The 21805-nt window shown below is 58.5% G+C and carries 23 protein-coding genes and 1 pseudogene; 13 read left to right on the top strand and 11 right to left on the bottom strand.

Going from position 1 to position 21805, the window contains the following annotated elements; translation table 11 throughout:
• Positions 1-17: 17 nt before the first annotated feature.
• Together C8N45_RS08885 and C8N45_RS08880 are read right to left on the bottom strand one after the other, a co-directional pair.
• On the bottom strand, positions 18-683 hold the full coding sequence (locus C8N45_RS08885) for a YrbL family protein (protein WP_108385886.1): 666 nt from the start codon (positions 681-683) through the stop codon (positions 18-20).
• Positions 684-693: 10 nt separating this feature from the next.
• Positions 694-1725 carry an N-acetylneuraminate synthase family protein gene (locus tag C8N45_RS08880; RefSeq protein WP_108385885.1) on the bottom strand — a complete coding sequence of 344 codons (1032 nt, stop codon included), beginning with the start codon at positions 1723-1725 and terminating at the stop codon, positions 694-696.
• A gap of 129 nt (positions 1726-1854) precedes the next feature.
• Here C8N45_RS08880 and C8N45_RS08875 point away from each other — a divergent pair, with 129 nt between their 5' ends.
• Entirely contained in the window at positions 1855-2562 is a 708-nt protein-coding gene (locus tag C8N45_RS08875) for a fused DSP-PTPase phosphatase/NAD kinase-like protein (RefSeq protein ID WP_108385884.1), read from the top strand.
• On the opposite strand, the gene C8N45_RS08870 is transcribed toward C8N45_RS08875, so the two are convergent.
• From C8N45_RS08870 to C8N45_RS08840, 7 genes are all read right to left on the bottom strand, one after another.
• Positions 2559-3263: an acylneuraminate cytidylyltransferase family protein gene (locus C8N45_RS08870; protein WP_108385883.1), complete on the bottom strand. Its 705-nt coding sequence runs from the start codon at positions 3261-3263 to the stop codon at positions 2559-2561. The two genes, C8N45_RS08875 and C8N45_RS08870, sit on opposite strands and share 4 nt — an antisense overlap.
• Positions 3264-3324: 61 nt before the next feature.
• Positions 3325-5730 (bottom strand): GcvT family protein, encoded by a 2406-nt coding sequence (locus C8N45_RS08865; protein WP_108386071.1) that lies wholly within the window; start codon positions 5728-5730, stop codon positions 3325-3327.
• A gap of 95 nt (positions 5731-5825) precedes the next feature.
• A complete protein-coding gene (locus C8N45_RS08860) occupies positions 5826-6446 on the bottom strand; it encodes a TetR/AcrR family transcriptional regulator (protein ID WP_108385882.1) in 621 nt (206 codons plus the stop codon).
• Entirely contained in the window at positions 6443-6970 is a 528-nt protein-coding gene (locus C8N45_RS08855) for an aminomethyltransferase family protein (protein WP_168769437.1), read from the bottom strand. The genes C8N45_RS08860 and C8N45_RS08855 overlap by 4 nt, the downstream gene beginning before the upstream one ends.
• Complete coding sequence (locus C8N45_RS08850) at positions 6963-9728, bottom strand: FAD-dependent oxidoreductase (protein ID WP_108385880.1); 2766 nt, start codon at positions 9726-9728, stop codon at positions 6963-6965. The genes C8N45_RS08855 and C8N45_RS08850 overlap by 8 nt, the downstream gene beginning before the upstream one ends.
• Positions 9725-9991 carry a sarcosine oxidase subunit delta gene (locus C8N45_RS08845; RefSeq protein WP_108385879.1) on the bottom strand — a complete coding sequence of 89 codons (267 nt, stop codon included), beginning with the start codon at positions 9989-9991 and terminating at the stop codon, positions 9725-9727. Before C8N45_RS08845 ends, C8N45_RS08850 begins: the two co-directional genes overlap by 4 nt.
• Positions 9992-10002: 11 nt before the next feature.
• On the bottom strand, positions 10003-11250 hold the full coding sequence (locus C8N45_RS08840) for a sarcosine oxidase subunit beta family protein (RefSeq protein WP_108385878.1): 1248 nt from the start codon (positions 11248-11250) through the stop codon (positions 10003-10005).
• A gap of 234 nt (positions 11251-11484) precedes the next feature.
• Between C8N45_RS08840 and C8N45_RS08835 the strand changes: the two genes are divergently transcribed.
• The 5 genes from C8N45_RS08835 to C8N45_RS08815 are packed head-to-tail and all read left to right on the top strand — an operon-like array spanning position 11485 to position 16206.
• A complete protein-coding gene (locus C8N45_RS08835; protein WP_108385877.1) occupies positions 11485-12261 on the top strand; it encodes an ABC transporter ATP-binding protein in 777 nt (258 codons plus the stop codon).
• Positions 12258-12971, top strand: coding sequence for an ABC transporter ATP-binding protein (locus C8N45_RS08830; RefSeq protein ID WP_108385876.1), 714 nt, complete (start codon positions 12258-12260; stop codon positions 12969-12971). The genes C8N45_RS08835 and C8N45_RS08830 overlap by 4 nt, the downstream gene beginning before the upstream one ends.
• Before the next feature lies 1 nt (position 12972).
• Positions 12973-13923: a branched-chain amino acid ABC transporter permease gene (locus C8N45_RS08825; RefSeq protein WP_108385875.1), complete on the top strand. Its 951-nt coding sequence runs from the start codon at positions 12973-12975 to the stop codon at positions 13921-13923.
• The gene (locus tag C8N45_RS08820; RefSeq protein WP_108385874.1) at positions 13923-14993 is read left to right on the top strand and encodes a branched-chain amino acid ABC transporter permease; all 1071 of its coding nucleotides are present in this window, start codon (positions 13923-13925) and stop codon (positions 14991-14993) included. Before C8N45_RS08825 ends, C8N45_RS08820 begins: the two co-directional genes overlap by 1 nt.
• A gap of 19 nt (positions 14994-15012) precedes the next feature.
• Complete coding sequence (locus C8N45_RS08815; protein WP_108385873.1) at positions 15013-16206, top strand: ABC transporter substrate-binding protein; 1194 nt, start codon at positions 15013-15015, stop codon at positions 16204-16206.
• An 842-nt stretch (positions 16207-17048) separates the two neighbouring features.
• Here C8N45_RS08815 and C8N45_RS23605 read toward each other — a convergent pair.
• Positions 17049-17213, bottom strand: coding sequence for a sugar phosphate isomerase family (locus C8N45_RS23605; RefSeq protein WP_245882610.1), 165 nt, complete (start codon positions 17211-17213; stop codon positions 17049-17051).
• A 10-nt stretch (positions 17214-17223) separates the two neighbouring features.
• On the bottom strand, positions 17224-17769 hold the full coding sequence (locus C8N45_RS23600; RefSeq protein WP_245882609.1) for a 3-keto-5-aminohexanoate cleavage protein: 546 nt from the start codon (positions 17767-17769) through the stop codon (positions 17224-17226).
• Between the two features lie 115 nt (positions 17770-17884).
• Here C8N45_RS23600 and C8N45_RS08795 point away from each other — a divergent pair, with 115 nt between their 5' ends.
• From C8N45_RS08795 to C8N45_RS08765, 7 genes and pseudogenes are all read left to right on the top strand, one after another.
• The gene (locus C8N45_RS08795) at positions 17885-18289 is read left to right on the top strand and encodes a MurR/RpiR family transcriptional regulator (RefSeq protein WP_133175961.1); all 405 of its coding nucleotides are present in this window, start codon (positions 17885-17887) and stop codon (positions 18287-18289) included.
• Positions 18290-18518: 229 nt separating this feature from the next.
• Complete coding sequence (locus C8N45_RS08790; RefSeq protein WP_245882608.1) at positions 18519-18974, top strand: hypothetical protein; 456 nt, start codon at positions 18519-18521, stop codon at positions 18972-18974.
• On the top strand, positions 18971-19537 hold the full coding sequence (locus C8N45_RS08785; protein ID WP_108385869.1) for a hypothetical protein: 567 nt from the start codon (positions 18971-18973) through the stop codon (positions 19535-19537). Before C8N45_RS08790 ends, C8N45_RS08785 begins: the two co-directional genes overlap by 4 nt.
• Positions 19534-20091 carry an SCO family protein gene (locus tag C8N45_RS08780; protein WP_108385868.1) on the top strand — a complete coding sequence of 186 codons (558 nt, stop codon included), beginning with the start codon at positions 19534-19536 and terminating at the stop codon, positions 20089-20091. Before C8N45_RS08785 ends, C8N45_RS08780 begins: the two co-directional genes overlap by 4 nt.
• Positions 20092-20096: 5 nt before the next feature.
• Complete coding sequence (locus C8N45_RS08775; protein ID WP_108386069.1) at positions 20097-20555, top strand: rhodanese-like domain-containing protein; 459 nt, start codon at positions 20097-20099, stop codon at positions 20553-20555.
• A complete protein-coding gene (locus C8N45_RS08770; protein ID WP_245882607.1) occupies positions 20555-21382 on the top strand; it encodes a CE1 family esterase in 828 nt (275 codons plus the stop codon). The genes C8N45_RS08775 and C8N45_RS08770 overlap by 1 nt, the downstream gene beginning before the upstream one ends.
• 210 nt (positions 21383-21592) lie before the next feature.
• A pseudogene (locus C8N45_RS08765) lies at positions 21593-21784 on the top strand (integrase core domain-containing protein); the annotation flags it as partial.
• Positions 21785-21805 lie beyond the last annotated feature (21 nt).

Genomic DNA, 21805 nt, shown 5'->3' with positions numbered 1-21805 from the left:
TTGTGCCGCAAGGGTTGTCAGGGGCGCTGGGCCTGCGCGCGATACTCTTTTTGCATCGTTCTGCGGGCGCGGGCGCAATAGGCTTGGTGCGCTCTCTTTGACAGGCGCAGGATCGGTATCAATGTCCGTTCGCCCAAGCCGTCCACCAAAATCAGGCGGTAGCCGCTGGTGGCGTCACCTGTCACGACGACATTGCGCAGACTTGGGTCTGCAACAACGGCGCCAGACTCGACGATCTGATCCCAAAGCTTGTCGATGGCAGACACTATTCCCTGCTCAACCGCCTTGCTGCGGGCGTGGGATTGCAGATTGAGTGCCAGTTTGCCGTTGGACCGGACCATTGCCTCAAACATCGCGCCGGGGCCAAGGTTTGTCTGGACAAATCCCATGAACTGCGCTGCAAAAGGGGGCACCTTGCCGTTGCGGGCCACGATGGCGGCGAACTCGTCGATTTCGACGAAAGAGTTCAAGAGACTGCCAAAGCGGCGACGGTGATAGCGCAACGCAGTGCGCAAACGCTGCAGCGGTTTCACCTTGAGCGGCTTATGTATCTTGATCACCAGATCAGATCGTTCCGGATGGCGGTAAACGACGCGGCCAGCCCCCTGTGACAGGCGATCAACGTCCCTTAGCTGGACAATTGGCCTGTCAAACGAAGAGGCAATTGGTCTTTGATCTGTCATAAGACGCGCCCTAGCCTTCGAAATCTGTCCACTTTAGCTGTCTGTTGCGGGGTACTGCGGCCTTCAGCACCTTGCCGATGACCTTGTCAAAATCATAGCCCGCAATTTCACCCGATCCGGGGCGGCGCGCCCAGATGTCTGCCTCAGTAATCGTATGACCGGCGGGCAGGTCCTTGTCAGCCACAACGGACGCACGGGCAAAGCGATAGACGTCTTCTTCGGCGCTGGTGCGTTCTTTTGGGTTGCGCAGGGCTGTGTGGATTTCACGCGACCGGTCAATCAAGTGGCGCAATTCGGACGGATCCATTGAATTGATGATGTCAGGGCCCTTGCGGTAGCGGGTGTCGGTATAATGACGCTCCAGAATACACGCACCCAAAGCGACCGAAGCCAGCGCCATTTCCGGCCCGATGGAATGGTCAGAGAAGCCGACCACAGCTTTCGGGAATGCGCTTTTCAGGTCGGTCACGCCTTGTAACGATACGATTTCCGGCGGCGAGGGATAGAGGTTCGTGCATTCCAGCAGCGCATAGTCAACGGCTGCCTGATCCAGAATATCAACCGACGCGCGGATGCTGTCGATACTTTGCATGCCTGTGGACATGATGACCGGCTTGCCCATACGCGCGATGTGACGGATCAGCGGCAAGTTGTCCGCCTCTCCTGATCCGATCTTGAAGGCAGGCACATCAAGGTCGTTCAGAAAATCGGCCGCAGCCCGGCTGAACGGAGTGGAAATCCAGATGATGCCAAGGCTTTCCGTATAGCGCTTGAGTTCCGCCTCTTCTTCAAGCGACAGGGCGCAGGCCGCCATCACGTCCCAGATTGACACATCGGCGTTGGGCGGGAAAATCTGTTTGGCTTCCTCTGTCATCTCGTCTTCGATGATGTGGGTCTGGTGTTTGATCATCTCGCAGCCGGCGCCAGCGGCAAGGCGCACCATTTCCTTTGCAGTTGCGAGGTCGCCACCATGGTTGATACCGATTTCTGCAATCACCAACGGGGGGTGTTCGGGTCCGATCTTGCGGCCTGCGATCTGCATGGGGTGCTCCTGAATTTGCGCGTTGTGCTGTATCTAAGGGGTTTGTGCCGCAGGGGCAATTCAGTGTAACCATTGCAATGGCGGCACTGATGGGCCAAGTGAGCATTCAAAGAAAACTGGACCCCTTAGATGATCCGCAAACTGTCGAAATATCTGGAACAGAAGGAATATGATTTCCGCAAGTCGTTTGGGCATGACATCACCGACCCGGTTGAACGCAAACGGTCGGTCCAGCATGTGCGCTGGCTGGATCATGGGATTTTGCGGGTATTTTGGCACAATGTCGCCGAATTCGCCCCCGGGGCCTATCGCTCGAACCACCCGGATCACAAGCGTCTGTCGGGCTTTCACAAGCAAGGGATCAAGACCGTTCTGAACCTGCGCGGCGAACAACTGCAACCGCATTATCTGTTTGAGGAAGAAAGCTGCAAACAACTTGGCCTGACATTGGTCAACGTGAAAATGGCGGCCCGCAAGGCGCCAAGCGTCGATGCGCTTGTGCGGTTGATGGATGCGTTTGACACGATCGAGCATCCGTTCGTTGTGCACTGCAAGTCCGGGGCTGACCGCACCGGGTTGGCAGCAACACTTTATCTGATGCTGCAGGAGGGCCAGCCGATCGAGGTTGCACGCAAGCAGTTGAGCTTTCGTTTTCTGCACATTCGCCGGACGGAAACCGGCATTCTTGACCATTTTCTGGATGTTTATGCGGCGCGCAATGCCACGTCGCCGATCCCCGTCGATCAGTGGATCAAGGAAGAATATGACCGTGCCGCCCTGATCAAGAGCTTTCGGCACAAGCAGGAAAACCTGCGGTTCTGGCAGGGCTGGCGCTAGCGCAGGCCATCCGCGATCTGTTTCCCCAGCAAATATGCGATTACGTCCCAGTCAAACGGGCTGTCCACGTCCAGCCCGCGTTCATTGGGTAGCACCAGCGGGATCACGCGGCCCTCGAACAGGCTTTGCGCGCGGCGCAGATAGTCGGGCCGAACCACATAGACCAGCCCCACATGATCGTAGACCATCGGTGCCTGTTGCCGTGCGACAACCCCGCCGGGGAGAGGCTTTGAAACATGCAGCGCCCCGTCCGCATCGGTTTCGAGGATGTTGAAATAGGGGTTCTTGCGACTTTCGCAGCACGACATGACCATATCGGGTTGTTCGGCGGCAAAGAGATCAAGCCCTGCATCAATATCCTGCGGCAGGCGCAGCGGCGAGGTGCAATCCAGATCAAGAAAGGCCTCTGCCGGTCCGGTCTGTTTTTCAACCTCTGCAAGCGCATGTTGCCAGACATGCCATTTGGCGGCGGTATCCGTGGCCAGCGCGGCAGGGCGCAGGCCAATATCCAGACAGCCGCGTTTCAGACCGTGTTCGTAAATCTCGGGAGAGTCTGTGGAAACGACCACATGATCGACACGGTCATTGGCCAAAAGTTGATCAAGTGACCAGTCGATCAGATGTTTGCCGTGCAACATGCGGAAGTTCTTGTTCGGAACGCCCTTACTGCCCGCGCGTGCGCCAATATGCCCGATGATCATGATACTGCTCCAAACCGTTCGCCACCGATGTGGCCCATAGGCGTAGAATGGTCAACGTGCGTCAGGCCCGCATCCGCGCGCCGGTCGGGTCATAGGGCGACATCGCAATCACCTTGGCAGGGCGCAACTCACCCATCACGTGCACCGCGATGTCTAATCCTTCGGTGCGTGCGTCGTTGTCAATCAACGCCAGTGCGAGGCTTTGCCCAAGCCTGTGACCGTACCCGCCCGAGGTGGTCACACCGACCACTGCGCCGTCTTTCCAGACAGGCTCAAAACCAACGGCATCAGCACCGTCCGCATCAATTTGCAGCATTGTCAGCATGCGGTCAGGGGCTGGGGCACTTGCCGCTGCGGTTTTCCCGATGAAATCTCCCTTGTCCCATGCGATCCAGCGATCAAGCCCGGTCATTGCGGGGGTGTAGCCTTGGGTGAACTCGGCGTTCCAGATACCGATTGATTTTTCCAGTCGCATCGACAGCATGGCGGCAAAGCCAATCTCTTTGATCCCATGCGCCGCACCCGCATCCAGCAGGAGTTTGCGCAAAGAGGCATGTTCGCAAGCGGGGCAATTGATTTCATAGGCCAGTTCGCCAGAAAGGGACAATCGTGCAATAGCAACGCGATGCAGCCCCAGATCAGAACTGCCGCATTGCATCATCCCAAGGGTGGACAGGTCCACCTCTGCCACAGATTGTAATATCTCTCTTGCTTTTGGACCACTTAGCGAAAACCCTGCCGTGGCGTCAGAGATATCATCAATCTGCACCCCGTTCTCCAGATGATCGCGGAACCAGCGCATGTGGAACGCGCGCAGACCGTAAGACCCCATCAGCCAATAGGAGCCATCTTCCCATTGAAAGACGGTCAGATCGCCCATCAACCGGCCATTCTCATGCAGCATCGGCGCCAGTTTGATTTGCCCCGTTGCAGGCATGTCGCAGGCCAGCAAACGATCAAGCCACTGTCGGGCCTGCGGCCCCGTTACTTTGTATCGGGCATAGCCGCTGATATCGAGCAGGCCCGCTGCGTCGCGCACCGCTGCACATTCTGCGGCAACCAGCGAAAAGTTGGCAGACCGGCGCAGGGTGCCGGGTTCTTCGAAGTCCTGCGCGGCGAAATAAAGCGGAACCTCAAGCCCCCACAGGTTGCCCCAGCGCGCACCAGCGGCGGTCATGTCCTGATACGCCCCAGACAGTCTTATGTTGCGGCCGGCGGGCAGTTGTTCGTTGGGGTAGGTGACCACAAAGCGGCGGGCGTAGAACTGGCCGGTGGTCTGTCGAATATATTCCTTGTTGGACTGATGTGGGCCAAAGCGGGCAACGTCCATGCCGTAAATATCGTTTTCAGGTGCACCATGGATCATCCATTCGGCCAGCGATTTGCCGACGCCACCGCCTTGACTGAAACCCGCCATAACACCGCACGCCACCCAATAGCCGCGCGGGCCAACAGGGCCAACCAGCGGGTTGCCATCCGGTGCAAATGTAAAAGCGCCATTCACCCATTTTCTGATCCCGGCATTGGCAAGCTCGGGATAGCGGTCAAAGCCGATGCCGAGTTCTTCGGCGATCCGGTCGATATCTTCGGGGATCAGCTCCATCCCGTAGTCCCACGGTGCCCCGTCCATGTTCCAATGCTTGGGATTGCGTTCATACACGCCCAGCAGCAGACCTTGCCTTTCTTGGCGCGCGTAGGTGAACCCGTCCAGATCGGCTATGACGGGCAGTTCACGCCCGCCGGGCAAGGCTTTGATACCTTCAAGGTCGTCGGTGATCAGATAGTGGTGCTCCATCGGGGTGACGGGCAAATCAACGCCCGCCATCAGGCCGCATTGCTTGGCCCAAAGCCCGCCTGCGTTGACCACATGTTCGGCGTTGATTGTGCCCTTCTCTGTCACAACGTCCCATGTGCCGTCGGGCCTGTGGTGTAGCTCCAGCACACGGTTGCGCAAAATCACTTCTGCACCGCGCTTTTTGGCGGCACCTGCATAGGCATGGGTGGTGCCGTTGGGGTCTAGGTAGCCTTCGTTATCGTCCCACAATCCGCCCAGCACATCGTCGGTGCGGATGACACCGCCGGTCAGATCATGCACTTCGGCAGGGGTGACAAGCCGCGCGGTTTCGATCCCCATCGCCTTGAAGGTCGCCCAGCTTGCCTGAAGCTGTTCCCAACGGCTTTGGTTGGTGGCGATGTTCACGCCGCCCGTCATATGCAGGCCAACGTCCTGACCGCTTTCGGATTCAATCGTTTTGTACAGATTGATGGTGTAGTCTTGCAGCGCCGCAATGTTCGGATCGCCGTTGAACGCGTGAAATCCGGCGGCTGCGTGCCAAGTGGACCCTGCTGTCAGCTCGGCCCTTTCGATCAGGGCCACATCAGACCAGCCCAATTTCGTCAGGTGATACAGAACCGATGCGCCGACCACGCCGCCCCCGATGACCACTGCCCTGTATGACGTTTTCATTTTTGTCACCTCGATCATCTTGACTGGCGAAACGCTAGCCGCGCCACGTGGCGCTGTCCATCATTATGTACGGTGCTGTACAAAAGACGATCCTGTCAGCCGCCCAGTGCCAGTACAGCCTGCGTTTCGCGGGGCGTGGGTTCGTGGCCTGTCATGCAGAAAAGGTAATCCGGTCCGCTTTGGGCGCGTTCAAAATTCGTTTCGCGCTGGTCCAGTGCGTCATAGCCAATTTGCGTAAAATAGACGATGCGCGCACGAATTTTCGCCTCGGCCGGGGGATAGTCAAAACGGGTGAACATGGCTGTCAGCGCCGCAATCCGCGTCTGGTCAGAGACATCGACTGCCTGCCGCACGGTCCCGTCTCGCCGCGCCCAGTCCCGGACTGCAAAATCAAGTTGCGTGTCGAATTGTCCGCCATCGATCCAGCAGGCGAACAGATTGACCAGTGCAAGATTGATGCTGTCCGCAGGTGCCGTGGCTTGTGTGACGATTGCCGCCGTGTTCGTGGCTTGCCAATGGGAGAGTAGCGCACCCAAAAGCGCCTGTCGGTCCTTGAAATACCAGTAGAAGCTGGACCGTGCGCATTTCAAGCGCTTTGACAGGACCGCAACCTTGACCTGATCGACGCCTTCCTCGATCAATGTGTCCAGTGCCGCCCTCGTCCAGTCTGCGCGGGATGTGCGGCTGCTGCCCCTGACGGCCTTAGGGGCGGTCACGCGGACACCATTCTGATCTGACGGTTGAGCATGTCCCACAGCCCCTCTGCAAGGGCGCTGCCGACATGCAAAAGATAGCGATCAGTGGCGGTGTGGCGGTAAAGCAGGATGTCATAGCCGTTCCAAAGCCGCAGGCAGGATGCCGATGGTATCTTTTCCGACAATTCTGTCCCTGTCCGCAGAACTTTTTCCGCGCGCGGCCCCTGCAGGCTGAAAACAGTATATCCGGTGCCGATATCCGAGGTGGCCAGCCCAACATCCGCACGCCAGCCGAAGCTGTCGATTTGGCCACCCACCATCAGAATTCGATCACGGCGCAGCGACAGGGCGTAATGGTCGCCCATCGCCACATCCGGCCAGCCGGTTGCCTGTGTGGTTCCCGCCAGTGCCATGGCCGCATCGCGCGGCCCGCTGATCAGGACCTGCCGGGGCAGGGTGATCTGGTCAAGCGTAATCCCCTGTGCCTGCACTTGGCCGCGCGGGCCAACTGCCGGGGCTGGCCATTTGGCAGTGTCATTACGCATTGAGCCTGTCCCCCTTTGGATCATACCAGCACGCCGGAACGATCCGGGCTGACCGATTCTCGCCCAGATGATAGACTGTCAGATCCGCGTTCAGGCGGCTCAGCCCGTCTTGCACCAGACCCAGCGCGATCGGATGCCCCAATGTGGGGCTGAGGTAGCTGGATGTTACATAGCCGATTGATTTGCCTGCTGCCGTCAGATGCGCGCCTGTGGGCAATTGCGTGGCACCCTCCGGCACTGCAAGCCCTACGAGTTGCTGCCGTCCGGTCGCCTTCGCAACAGGGGTTTGCAGGCCACGGTTGCCGACATAGGGCTGTGTCTTGCGGTCACGGGGTCCGATCAAGCCAAGATCCTGCGGCATGGTTTCGCCGTCCGTGTCTTTGCCGATGATAATATAGCCCTTTTCAGCACGCAGGATCGACGTTGCCTCCATCCCGATCGGCGTCGCCCCCAGCTGGTGCACATGGTCCCACAGGTTCGGTGCGGAATCCCGCGCGATCGAGATCTCAAAGCTCAGCTCGCCGGTGAAACTGACGCGGCACACCCGCACAGGCATGCCATCATAGGTGCCAAGGCGGAGCGACATGTGCGCAAAGGCCTCCGCTTGAAGGTCGATGCCCAGATCAAGGGCCGCGACAACATCCCGCGCCTTGGGGCCGGTCACGGTCACGGTCGCCCATGCTTGGGTCACATTATGCACAAAAACCCGGTCGGGGTCGTGTCCGTCCTGGCGCCATGCCTCAAGCAGTGCCGTCACACCGCTGACATGGCTGGAAGAGCATGATACCACAAAATGATTTTCATCCAAGCGGGCCATAACGCCATCATCATAGATGATCCCCCGTTCGGTCAGCATAAAGCCATAGCGGATTTTGCCTGCTGGCAGATTTGCTATGCTGTTGTAGTAGACAAAGTTCAGAAAGCCAGCGGCATCTGGGCCCATGACTTCGATCTTGCCAAGCGATGAGGCATCCAGCATCGCCACATCGTTGCGGGCCTGGGCGCATTCCTGCGCGATGGCCGTGGTCATATCATCGCCGTACCACGCCGGGCGCAGCCAGCCGCCATATTCCGCCATCGCACCCCCCAGCGCGCGGATTTGCGGCTCAAGCACGGAGCGTTGCAGAGGTGCAATTTGCGTGCTGCTGCGCGCGCCGCGATAAAGTTGCAAAGGCACCGGCACATAGGGCGGGCGGAACCGCGTTGTGCCGACATCGGCGATGGGTTTGCCCAACTGCACCGCAAGTGCTGTCAGTCCGTTGACGTTTGATGTCTTGCCCTGATCGGTGGCCATTCCGAGCGTGGTATAGCGTTTGAGGTGCTCGACCGAGGCGAAATTCTCTTGCGCGGCCAACGCGACATCTTTGGTAGTGACATCATTTTGCAGATCAATCCACTGGCGGGCCCGTGAAGGCTTTGGCGTGGTGGGCAGTGGCGCAATAGAGGGGAGCGGCGCAGGCGTCTGGCCTGTCGCGGCCTTGTGCCCGTCGTCGATGCTTTGGTCCAGATCGTTTGCGCCGCGCGCGCCGCCAACGATCGACAGATGGTCTGGCCCCGCGCCGGGCAGGAAAGCGCCGCGGCCTGCGTCCCACTCCAACTGGCCGCCTGCGTGGCACCACAAATGCACCAAAGGGGACAGCCCGGCCGAACAAAGCACCGCGTCGGCGTGATGGCGGTTGGTACCATAAGACAGCGCCCTGACCTTGCCGCGCCCCACAGCGCGCAAGCCTTCCGTTTCCAGCGGCAGGACTCGCACTTGTGCGCCAGCCCTTTCGAACATCGGGCCAAAGTGGGCCACGTCCTGCGCGGACGCCAGCAGTGTGATGTCTGTGCCTGTCAGAACATCATGGCGATGCAGATAGGCGGCAGCGCCGCGCAGCGACATCACACCGGGCAGGTCGTTGTTCCCAAAAACCACCGGTCGGTCGATTGCCCCCGTAGCCAGAATAACGCGCCCGGCCCGCATCCTGATCAGCTTGGGATGTGTCGCAAAGGGAGCGGTCTGGTGTAGCGAAATCAGGCTGTGGTCATAGATACCAAAGGCGGTTGTCCGCGCCATGATGCGCCCGCCAGCGGCCTTGATTGCGTCGGTCTGGGGGGTGATCCAGACAGCAGGGGCTGTGCCGTCAATCTGGCAGGGATTGTCCCGAAGGCTGCCGCCGACATCGGGATGGTCATCAACCAGCACGACATCTTGTCCTGCATGGGCCGCCGCGCGCGCCGCACTCAATCCCGCAGGGCCGCCGCCGACCACCAGCACATCACATTGGTCATGTATCTGTAGCCCATCCGGACCGTCCGCCACATCCGGCCCGACACGGCCGAGCCCGGCCATTTTGCGGATCGCCGGTTCAAACAGATGCCAGTCGGGCCATTTGAACATCTTGTAATAGAAACCGGCAGGCAGAAACGGGCTGAGCAAATCCAGCCCCGCCTTGACGTCAAACCGGGCAGTGGGCCAACTGTTGACAGAGCGGACGATCATGCCGTCCTCAAGCAATGTCGCGGTGCCTTGAACATTCGGTTTCGTGACCCCTGCCAAGGACACATCAAAGATGGCGTTCGGGTCGTCAGTCCAGCCGCCCCAAACGCCGCGCGGGCGGTGGTATTTGAAGCTGCGGCCGACGATTCTGACCCCCACGCCCAGTAGCGCAGACGCAATAGTGTCGCCCGCCACGCCCTGCAATGGTTGGCCGTCAAACGTGAATGCCAGGCGCTTTGATCCTGCGGTGGCGATATGTATCCGGCGGGCTGTCATTGCGCAGGCTTTCGCAAAGGGGCTGCATCGATCACGTCCATCGATACGGTATCGCGGGTCATCTTGAAGTATTCCTGACAGGGCAAATGAACCCAGATTTCGGTCGATTGGCCCTTGGGGTTCTTTTGGTCGTAAAGGTAAGCGGCCCATTCAGCGTCGCTGACGCGGGCCTTGGTATCCGGGCGGACCTTGCCAAAATCACCCACGTAGCTGAATTCGCGTTCATCGCGCAAACCGCAAAAGGGGCAGGGGAAACGTTGCATGGGACTGTCTCCTAATGGGCAATGCCGGACGCGGCGCTTTCGTCGATCAAATGCCCGGTCTGAAAACGGTCCAGATCAAAGGGGCGGCTGATCTCGTGATGGCTGTCGCGGGCCAGCAAATGGGCAAACAGATAGCCGCCCGCCGGGATTGCCTTGAACCCGCCTGTGCCCCAGCCGCAATTGAGGTAAAGGCCGGGCACCGGTGAAGGCCCGATAATAGGCGAGCTGTCAGGCGTGACATCAACGATCCCGCCCCAATGACGCAAGAGTTTCACCTTCGCCAGAATGGGGGCCATTTCGACAAGGCCACCCAGCACCACATCATGCATCGGGGTGTTGCCGCGCTGCCCGTATGAAGGCACCCGGTCCAACCCGCCGCCAACCACGATGCCGCCCTTGTCTGATTGTGAAAAATAGACACCCAAAGCCGGGGACAGCGCGACCGTGTTCATCACAGGTTTCACGGGCTCTGAAACAAAGGCCTGCAAGGCATAGGAATGAATAGGCAAGCTGTAACCAGCCATATCGGCCAGATTGGTCGAATGGCCCGCAACCGCCGCGCCGACTTTGCCTGCACGGATCAGCCCTTGGCTGGTTTCGACCCCTTTGCAAACCCCGCCTTCGATCAAAACGCCGGTGACGGCGCAGTTCTGGATGATATCGACCCCAAGGCTGTCGGCGGCACGCGCATAACCCCATGCCACCGCATCATGGCGCCCCGTGCCTGCACGCCCCTGCCAAGTGGCCCCGTGAATGGGAAAGCGCGCATCATCGCGGAAGTTCAGCAAGGGGGCATACTTGCGCACCTGGTCGCGGTTCAGCAATTCCGCATCAACGCCACCCAACTGCATTGCATTGACTTGCCGGGCGGCCATTTCCATGTCCGGTTCAGAGTGGGCCAGCGTCATGATTCCGCGTTGCGAGAACATGACATTGTAATTCAATTCCCGAGACAGATCTTCGTACAGGCGCACCGACAGATCATAAAGTGCCGTGCTTTGCGGATAGAAGTAATTTGACCTGATGGCCGTGGTATTGCGCCCTGTATTGCCGCCGCCAAGCCAGCCTTTTTCGATCACTGCAACGCGGGATACCCCGTGGTTCTTGGCAAGGTAGTAGGCGGTCGCAAGCCCGTGCCCTCCCCCGCCGATAATCACCACATCATAGGTATCTTTGGGGGTGGGGTTGTGCCACGCCTTGGCCCATCCTCTATGACCACGCAGTCCTTCGCGCAAAATGCTGAATGCAGAGTATTTCATCCTGTCATCCTATCAAACTGTCTGGCGATGATTGGGTTGATTGGACAGTAGTGTACAAGTTTTCCCCCGGCAAGCGATGTGCGTCGGTACACTTCATGGTTGCGATTGCGCCAGTGTGACGTAAGAAAACGAGGGAATTGCCCTTTCAATCCCCTGTCAGCCCTTGCGAAAAAAAAATTCGGGCGTAATGGTCCCGCAGCGCAGACGACCGCGCAAGAAGTATCGAGGGCAGGGATGGCCACAGACATAGTATTGAGCGTGGCCGGACTGGCCAAAAGCTTTGGTGGCCTGAAAGCCGTACAGGGTGTTGATTTCGAGGTCGAGAAAGGCGCAATTGTCGGGCTTATCGGCCCCAATGGCGCAGGCAAGACGACGACATTCAACATGATTGCGGGTGAATTGCCGCCCTCTGCTGGCAAGATCATCCTGCTGGGCGAAGATATCACCGGACAGCGCACGGACATGCTCTATCACAAGGGGCTGATGCGTACATTCCAGCTGAGCCACGAATACGCCCGCATGACAGCGTTGGAAAATCTGGCCGTGGCGGCACCTGACCAGACCGGTGAGGCGATCTTTGCAAGCTGGTTTGCCGGGGGCAAGGTCCGCGCGCGCGAGGCCGAAGTACTTGATCTGGCCCGCGACACGCTGGAATTTCTGGGGCTGACCCATGTGGCAGACGAACTGGCGGGCAATCTGTCGGGCGGGCAGAAAAAACTGCTCGAAATCGGGCGCACCATGATGAACGACAGCAAGGTCGTGCTGTTGGATGAACCGGGGGCGGGGGTGAACCCCACGTTGATGCGCAAAGTGGCCGAGATGATCGAACAACTCAATCAGGAGCGAGGCTATACCTTCTGCATCATCGAGCATGATATGGACATGATCGCGCGCCTGTGCGGCAAGGTGGTCGTGCTGGCAGAAGGCAAAGTCCTGATGGAAGGCACCATGGACGAGGTGCGCAATGACGAACGGGTCATCGACGCCTATTTCGGGGGGGAAGTGGTATGACCCCTGTCTTGTCTCTCAACAACCTCAAGGCCGGGTACGGCCAGACCGAGATTCTGCATGATTTGTCGATCTATGTTCAGCCCAACGAAATCGTCGCCATCATCGGCCCAAACGGAGCTGGCAAATCGACGGCGATGAAATCGGTGCTTGGCCTGCTGAATATCACCGAAGGCACGGTTGAACTGAATGGCGAAGACATCACGAATACCCCTGCGGCCAAGGTCGTACAGCTCGGTATTTCCTACGTGCCGCAAACGAACAATGTCTTTGTGAATTTGACGGTGCAGGAAAACCTTGAGATGGGGGCATGGACCCGGCCACACGGTATTCCCGAGCGGTTGGAAGAGATGTTCGCACTCTTCCCTGACCTGCGCGAGAAACGCAATCAGGCCGCAGGCTCCCTGTCAGGCGGACAGCGCCAGATGGTGGCGATGGCCAAGGCGCTGATGGTGGACGCAAAAATCCTGCTGCTGGATGAACCGACTGCGGGCCTGTCCCCGAAATACCGGGGAGAGATTTTCGGCACTATCCAAAAGATCAAGGCAACCGGTGTGCCGATCCTGATTGTCGAACAGAATGCCAAACAGGCGCTGGGCGTATCTGATCGCGGCTATGTGCTGGTTGACGGGGCCAACCGCTTTACCGGTACCGGGGCCGAACTGATCGCAGACCGCGAGATTGCGCGCATGTTCTTGGGCGGGGGACACTGATATGTGGGACGCATTCGGTTTTGAGTTCATCAATTTCTATTTCATCCCCGGTTTGGTACTGGGCTGCATCTATGCCTTGGGCGCAATCGGGATCACCCTGACATTCGGTATCTTGCGCTTTGCCAACTTTGCCCATGGCGAAGTGATGATGTCCGGGGCCTATCTCACGTGGACAGTGATGGCGATCATCACATCAGTGCTTGGGATTGCTGTGCATCCGCTTGTGGCCGCGGTGCCTGCCGGGTTGATTGTGATCTGGCTGTTCCTGCTGACGGACAAGTATTTTTATAAACCCTTCCGCAAGGCAGACACGATCAAGGTTGTGATGGCCAGCTTTGGCATGATGCTGATTATCCGCTCTGCGGTGCAGGTGATCTGGGGGCCGAACCAGTTGACGTTCGTGCAGGGCATCGCCAAGCCGAATACAGTGTTGCAAAGCTTCAGCCAGTCAATCGACATGCTCTTGCTGATCCCCAACAAGCACCTGTTCATCTTTACCGGCACGATCGTGATCGTCATTGCCCTGAGCTATCTGCTGAACCGAACCCGGATCGGTAAAGCGATGCGGGCGGTGTCCGACAGCCCCGATCTGGCCCATGTCACGGGGATTGACGTGGATCAGGTGATCCGGGCCACATGGATCGTCGGTGGTGCCTGCGCGATGGCGGCGGGCGTGTTTCTGGCGATGGATATCCAGATGCTTGAAACAACGATGGGCTTTCGGATGCTGCTGCCGATGTTTGCCGCCGCGATCCTCGGCGGCATCGGCAAACCTTACGGTGCTGTTTTTGGCGGGCTGGTGATCGGACTGGCAGAGGAGCTTTCTGCCTATCCATGGATCGGCGATGCGCCCCTTATCAGCCCCGGCTACAAAACAGGGGTCGCCTTTGCGATCATGGTCATCATGCTGATCGTGCGCCCGCAAGGGCTGTTCAAAGGGAGGTCATTCTGATGGACGCAGGCATCCTCCTTTATTTTCTGTCGCTGCTGACCGTTGGCGGTATCTATGCGATCTTTGCACTGGGGCTGAACGTTCAGTGGGGGTTCGCAGGGCTGTTCAACGTGGGTATCGTTGGGTTTGCGGCCGTGGGGGCCTATACCTATGCGCTGTTGACCACGGCAGAAAGCACCTTTCACCTTGGCGGCTTTGGCTGGCCGCTGCCGGTGGCCATGTTCGTGGCGATGATTGCATCCACGCTTGTGGCCGCCGTGATCGGCTTTATCTGTATCCGGCTGCGGTCTGACTATCTGGCCATTGCAACAATTGGCATCGCCGAGATCATCAAGCTGATCTTCAAGAACGAAACCGATATCACCAACGGGCCGCGCGGGATCAACAAGATCCCCCGCGCATGGGAACATTTTTCAGAAGAACGGTTCTATTCCAGTTGGCCGATGAGCTGGTTCGGCACCCCCGAAAGCTGGTCCGCCTTCTTTGACGGATTGCCGAACTGGTGGTGGCAGCCGTTCTTTACCGGGACGATCCTGTTTGTGATGCTTGTGATCTACTGGATGCTGGAACGCGCGCGCACCTCGCCATGGGGCCGGATGATGACGGCGATCCGCGAAAACGAACCGGCTGCACGGGCGGCGGGCAAGAACGTGACCGCACGGCGGATCGAGGCATTCGTGATCGGCGCCGCGATCATGGGCCTTGGTGGCGCGCTCTTTGCGCAGCACTTGCGCCTGATCGAGCCCACAAACACATTTGACAGTGCCAAGGTGACGTTCCTTGTCTGGGTCATGCTGATTGCGGGCGGGTCCGGCAACAACAGGGGTGCGATGCTGGGCGCGTTCTTGATCTGGACGATCTGGTCGGCTTCCGAGCTGCTGATCACCGGCGCGATTGATCTGTTCGCATACATCTTTGACACCGTTGACCCGGGTGCCCTGCGCACACGCGCTGGTTTCCTGCGGATGATGCTAATCGGCTTGCTTTTGCAGGTGATTCTACAGAAATATCCCCAAGGGATATTGCCAGAGGCGCGGCCTGCGTCGCCTCAGCGCAGAAAACAAGAATAGCAGGTTCAGGGAGACCATAATGAAAAAGACACTTCTTTCCACCGCAGCGGCAATGCTGTGTTCAACCGCCGCCATGGCCGACGTCAACATTGGCAATCCGTTGGCCCTGACAGGCCCGATCCCTGATCTGGTGGCCCCCATGGCGCAGGCCGTGGATCTGGCTGCCAAGAACATTAACGACCAGGGCGGCATGTTCGCTGACGGGCAGGCGCTGAACATCATTCGCGCTGACTCTGGCTGTGATCCGGTGGCGGCGGTTGATGCGGTCACGAAACTGATCAACGTCAACTCTGTTTCGGCCATCCTTGGGCCGGTTTGTTCGGGTGCGGCGATTGCACAAGCTGAATCTGTATCGATCCCTGCGGGTGTGACAACGCTGTCTGTCTCGGCCTCGTCGCCAGCGATCAGCACCATGGAAGACGGCACTGACCTTGTCTTCCGCGCTGCGGCGTCTGATGCCTATCAGGGTGTTGCCCTTGCTGAACTCGCGATCGAGCAGGGGATCACAGAGCTGGCCGTATCCTACGCCAACGATGATTATAACGCAGCGATTGCAGGGGTGTTTGCCGAAGCCTTCACCGCAGCCGGTGGCACCGTGACTGCGAACGAGGCGCATGAGCCAAGCAAAGCGTCCTACCGGTCCGAAGTGGCCACGCTGGGGGCCACGTCCGACAATCTGGCGCTGTTTGCCTATTATGGCTCCGGCGGGATCACCCTGATGCGCAACGCACTGGAAACCGGCGCGTTCAGCACATTCATCGGGGCCGATGGCATGTTGTCTGACGAGGTGATCGAGCAGTTGGGTGCCGAGAATATGACCAACGTGACCTTTACAACAGCGGCCTCAGACGATTCCACGCCTGCCTTTGGCGCGTGGCAGGCACTGGCCGAAGGCGCAGGTATTCCGGCCGGTGATCCGTTTGTGCCGAACAGCTATGACGCGACATTCATGCTGGCACTGGCAATCGAAAAAGCAGGGTCTGACGACCGTGCATCTGTATCCGCCGCGCTGCGCGACATTTCAAGTGCACCGGGTGAGGTGATCTACCCCGGTGAATGGGAAAAAGCCAAAGCGATCCTCGCCGATGGTGGTGACATCAACTACGAAGGGGCCGCTGGCAATCAGGACTTTGACGAAAACGGCGACGTGGCTGGCCTGTTCAGCAAGAGTAGCGTTGTCGATGGCGCTTGGGCGGCTGAGCTGATCAGGTAAGCAGAACTTGTCTCAAATGAAATGCCGGGGCCGCAACGCCCCGGCATTTTGCATTTCTTTGGCCAGAATTCGGACCCGCTATTGGCTTAAGGTACGCGACATCTGTGAGAGCTTCCGCCTGTGACAAGCGTGACAAAGAGTGAATTCGCAGCGGCTGCGCCAATGACCGCTCTGGCGCATATTACGGGCTCTTTTCAGCAATCAGTCACCCGCAAATAATGCGGAATGATCAACGCGGCTTCAGTCATGGAAATTACTTTGTCAATTCAGGCATCTTCAGCATGCTTCAACAGGGTCAATTCGTCGACGATGGCTGAAGTGCCGCGAGTTCGGTTACAATCAAATCGACTGCCTTGGACGACGCAATCGGGAGCGTACATGGTGGGATCTTCTTACTGACGCGCTTCGCTGTTTGTGTCATTGCAACGATCACCCTGCGGGCACCGGAGATAAGGTCCGTTGCGCCGCCCATGCCGGGCACAAATTTTCCGGTATTTTCCAGTTTGCAGGCATCCCGTGAGCGTCAACGTGCAGTCGCCGAGAACTGTCAAATCTATGTGTCCGCCCCGGATCAGACCAAAGCCGGTCGCGCTGTCTGTTGCGGCGGCACCTGGGATCGCGGTGATGAAACCACCCGCCGGATCCGTCTAGAATGCGATCTTCCATGCCTGTCGGCGCTGGGTCGCCGAGGCTGATAACACCGTTTTGCGCCTGAAAGAAAACGCCCGTATCTTGTTCGGTATCATGCGCCACTAAAAACGGGAGGCCGATACCAGGCCTTAGCAGCATTCCGGGCTGTATGTTCTGTGCGACGTGTTCGAGAATTCTGGTCTGGGCGTCCATCAATTTGACCTTTCCAGCAGGTGATCCTCCAGCACGCCGGGGCTGCGGACGGCGTCTGGTGGGATCATGCCAAAGGGCAGGATATGGTCTGCCTCGCTGATCATGGTTTCGGCCGCGAGCGCCATAATAGGGTTATAGTTCTGCGCCGTCAGGGTGTACTCCAAGTTGCCTACATCATCGGCTTGCCGGTCTCCGCTTCGGGCAAGGCGGTGTCGTTTGCGATGTGGTCGGGTTTTTGCGGCTCGCGCTGGCGCTGGCGTCAATCAAACGGTTCAGGGAACTGACGCCCATGAACCCGCCGATCATGATCGGCACCCCAACCGGGATGAGGTCGGCGGCGGCTTGGGGCGACTGCACCGGTTTCATAGCCGGACGACCCCGGCCACGCGGGCTGCGTTTTTTTGGCGAGCGTGCCGTACTATCAAACAGGTTGTTTTCAAACCCAACTCGCACCTTACCACCCGACTCGGAAGCCCGCCTCAAGCATTCGGTCTCAGATTTCCCAAACGCGCAAGCGGCCCAATCGAAGGAGGGTACGACTTGGCAAAGCTGTTCTACCAGTGGCGCCAAAGCATCGGGATCAGACTGTTGGCCAGCGCTGTAGCGCCCAAGAACGATGAGCGCCTGAAAGTCTGCGTTCGGGACGCGGCCTTGGATGATTTCATTGCCCAAAAGCGCAATATCATTTGCGCCGTAAAGGATAGGTACCAACCCGTCCACGATCACTCGACTTGCGAAAGCGCTTGGTTATTCGGGCTTTGGTCCGTTTCAAAAAGCATTGCTTGCCACACGTCCGCGACAGCCGGGGTCGTTCTATCTTAACCAAGCGCAATCAGTGACCTCAAACGCAGATCAGCCGATCAAACAACGCGCAGCGCAGCTTTGTCACGAGAACCAAGCGAATATCGATCATTTCGTGGACAACTTTGACGCTGAGAGCTTTGAGAGGGCAATCAAACTCATCTCAGAAGCACGGCGTGTCACAATCACAGACCTTGCCAGTTCACCGCTTACTGCCAACGCAAAGGCTTCGATTTTTGTGCCGCACCACAGCAGCTTCACTTCCAACTCGATTATCAGTTATCTTGCTGCTGCCGAATGCATCATCAACGCTGTGCCGGCCTCGAGTTCCAAACAAACGGAACAGGCCCTGATCGCCCGCCAAGAGCTTATTAAGCGCCTGAACATCGAAGAACGTTTATCAAAAATCTGGTGCTTGCCCTATGGAATGACTGCATGATTGGCGAGGTTTGAAGACATTCATGCGTCTTGCAGCATCCGCCCCTTTATGCGCATTGCCATTTGCATCGTTGGGCAAGGCCGAAAGACTTGATGCAGCAGCGGTGACATAAACCATTTTGATCATTTTGGTGCCCCGGACGGCCCGTACGCGCGCCCTCAATCGAACGTGAGTTGTTTGTAATACGGTCCTGTGCTCAACTTCGCTCATTCATTCAGGGGGCGCATTCGTGAAAATTTTATCTTCGGCACTCTTCGCCTGCTCTGTCCTGTCCGCCGCACAGGCGAGCGCGGCAGAGGGTGAAAGGATCAGCGTCAAAGGCGAGATCATCGACACATGGTGCTATTTCTCGGGCGTCATGGGCGGCCCGGATGCGGTTGTTGGCACCGCGCACCATACCTGTGCGCTCTGGTGCTCTGCGGGGGGTATTCCCGTTGGTCTGCTGGCCGAGGATGGGACCGTCTATATGGTACTCAAGATCGAGGACAGCACGGACAATGCCAGCGGCGATACGCAACTGCGCCTTGCCAGTCATGTGGTCGAGGCGGACGGGATGTTTTATGAACGCGACGGGCTGAACTACCTGATCGTGGAAGAGGTCGTGAGCGACCTTGATATCCAGAACCTGAGCCATGACAGCTATGGCCCCGTGCCCCCCTTTGCCGTTCCGGAGGCCGACCAATGAAGCATCTCTTTTTCCTGATCGCACTTGTTGCAACCCCCGCTATGGCGCAGGACTTTTCCGAAGGGTCCGAAGCGAAAACCTGGAACCTTTACGCCGAACAGCCCGCCCGGTTCGAGGCAAAAGTCGTCGATATCCTGTGTGAACTGACCGGCGACTGCCCGGACAACTGCGGCGCTGGCAATCGGCAGTTGGGCCTTGTGCGCAGCGCTGATAATGTTCTGGTGTTTCCTAACAAGAACGCGCAGGCTGCCTTCACCGGGGCAGTGCAGGAACTGCTACCCTATTGCACGCAGACCGTCGAAGTGGATGGCCTGCTGCTGGAAGACGAGTATCTTGGCGCAAAGAACATCTATCTGGTCCAGCGCATACGCGTGCTTGATAGTGATGAATGGGTTCGCGCCAATAGCTGGACAAAGGTCTGGGCCGAAAACCATCCCGACGCAGCAGGCAAAGGCCCGTGGTTCCGCCGCGACCCACGGGTGCTGGCTGAAATCGCAAGCGAAGGCTACTTTGGGCTGGGGCTCGTGCAGGACGAAGAAATCAAGGATGACCTTTTCGAATGATCCACGCAGCAACCTTGATCGCGGCAATTGCTGCTGGCCCCGCCTATGCAAACGATTTTCCGTTCAACATAGGCGGGGCGTTCAGTCTGGTTGACCAATTCGGCGTAAACCGCACGCAGGTTGCCCCTGACGGCCATCTCCAGCTTTTGTTCTTTGGCTATGCCAACTGCGAACAGATCTGTTCGGCAAGCTTGCCGTTGATGGCCGATATCGTGGATGAATTGGCAGATGTTGGACTGCTCACACCGGTGATGATCACGGTGGACGCTGCGCGCGATACTGTCGCCAATATCGGGCAACCGCTGGCGCAATATCACCCCGATTTTGTCGGGTTGACGGGTTCAGAGGCGGCCTTGCAAATAGCCTATGATGCCTTTTCGGTCGAGAAAGAGGTGCTCTTTACCGACCCCGCAGGTGGCGAAGTGTTCGCGCATGGCAGCTTTCTGTATCTGCTGGACAGCGATGGCGAGGTCCTCACCCTCGTGCCACCTGTCATGGATGTGGATCAAGCGGTTGGCATCATCACACCCTATCTTAGCGCGCACAAAAGCTGATGCAGATGTCGCGGCGCGCGCTGCTCTTTGGTGTCGCTTGCGCAGGTGGTGTGGGAGTCGCCGCCTTGTTCAACACCAACCTGTTCTATGCGTTGATCACTGAGGACGTCGCAGGCGCACAATTGACCGCACCGCAGGCCCATGCTGCCGCAGTTGAGGGAAAGATCACATTAATCGACATCCGCCGCCCCGATGAATGGGCGCGTACCGGCAGTGGCGAAGGGGCGCATCGCGTCGATCTGCGCCGTGACGATTTTGCCGATGCGCTGCTTACTCTGACCGATGGCAACAAAGACGCGCCGATCGCGCTGATCTGCGCACGGGGGGTCCGTTCCGCAAGAGTGGCCAACCAACTGGCAAAGGCGGGTTTTACCCGGATCATTGATGTGCCCGAAGGCATGATGGGGTCTGCGGCAGGACCCGGCTGGCTAAAACGCGGTCTGCCTGTAGTGAAGGAAGGATGATGCGGGGCTGGCTGACGGCTGCCGCGTTCGCGGCGTTTGGGACGTCGTTGCAGGCAGCTTGCACGGAACAGGCCGACGCTTGTGTTGTTACCACCGGCACCTATCATATCGCCCTGCCCGATACGCCTGACAAGGCGCCCGCGATCCTCTGGCTGCACGGGGCCGGGGGCACAGGGGCCGGGGCGCTGCGCAATCGCGGCATGGTGGATACGCTGATTGCGCGAGGATATGCGGTCATCGGGGCAAACGGGCAGGACCGTCCGGGACGCTTTGGCACTGGCTGGTATTTCCATCCCGACAGACCCAAGAACCGCGACGATATCGCTTATCTGGCATCGGTCGCAGACGATGCGGCGGCCCGTTTCGGGCTGGACCGTAGCGCGATGATCCTTGCGGGGTTTTCCGTGGGTGGGTCAATGACCAGCTACCTCGCCTGCGCTGAACCTGACATGTTCGCTGCCTACGCGCCCGTCGGCGGCAGTTTCTGGAAACCGGAACCCGCTGCCTGCAACGGTCCGGTGCGGCTGATGCAAACCCACGGCTGGAAAGACCAGACCGTCCCGCTCGAAGGGCGGCCGTTGGGCGGCGGGCGCATCTATCAGGGCGACGTCTGGCAAGCGATGCAGGTTTGGCGGGCGGAAAACGCCTGCGACATGCTGCGACCCGATACATTCACGATGACGGATCGGTTCTGGCGGCGGAAATGGGAAGACTGCATGCCCGGCACAGCCCTTGAATTCGCGCTACATCCCGGCGGGCATGGCATTCCGCGCGGTTGGACCGCGATGACGCTGGATTGGTTCGAGGGGCTGGAGGCAGAGGAATAGGAGGGTTTGGCAATGTCGGATACCAACAAATCTCGACCTCCTGATTTGCGCCGAAGCTTTCGCATTTCTGCCGTTCGTGAAACGCTCAGTATTTCCTAAGAGTGGGTGAAAGAGCCGGGTAGAAAACTGTTCTTTGCGCCTAAAGACAATTCGGTTCGCGGGCAAAAGCTCCACCGTGCGGGCCTCGATTGGTACAACATCGTGCCATAAAAACCCGAGCAGAACGGCTTCATCGAAAGTTTCAAAGGCAAACTGCGGGATGAATGTTTGAACGAGGAGATGTTCGACAGCCTCGACGATGCACGGCGAAAGTTGGTCCTCTGGCGCTACGACTACAACAACGTCAGACCGCACTCATCGCTTGGAAACCAAACACCCGCAGAAGCACGCCGGACGCGTTAGCAAAATGAGGGCTCCGCGACC

The organism is Yoonia sediminilitoris, assembly GCF_003058085.1.
GTDB classification, from domain to species: Bacteria; Pseudomonadota; Alphaproteobacteria; order Rhodobacterales; family Rhodobacteraceae; genus Yoonia; species Yoonia sediminilitoris.
The sequence above is the reverse complement of the archived record's forward strand: the minus strand, read 5'-3'. Positions and strand labels throughout refer to the sequence as shown.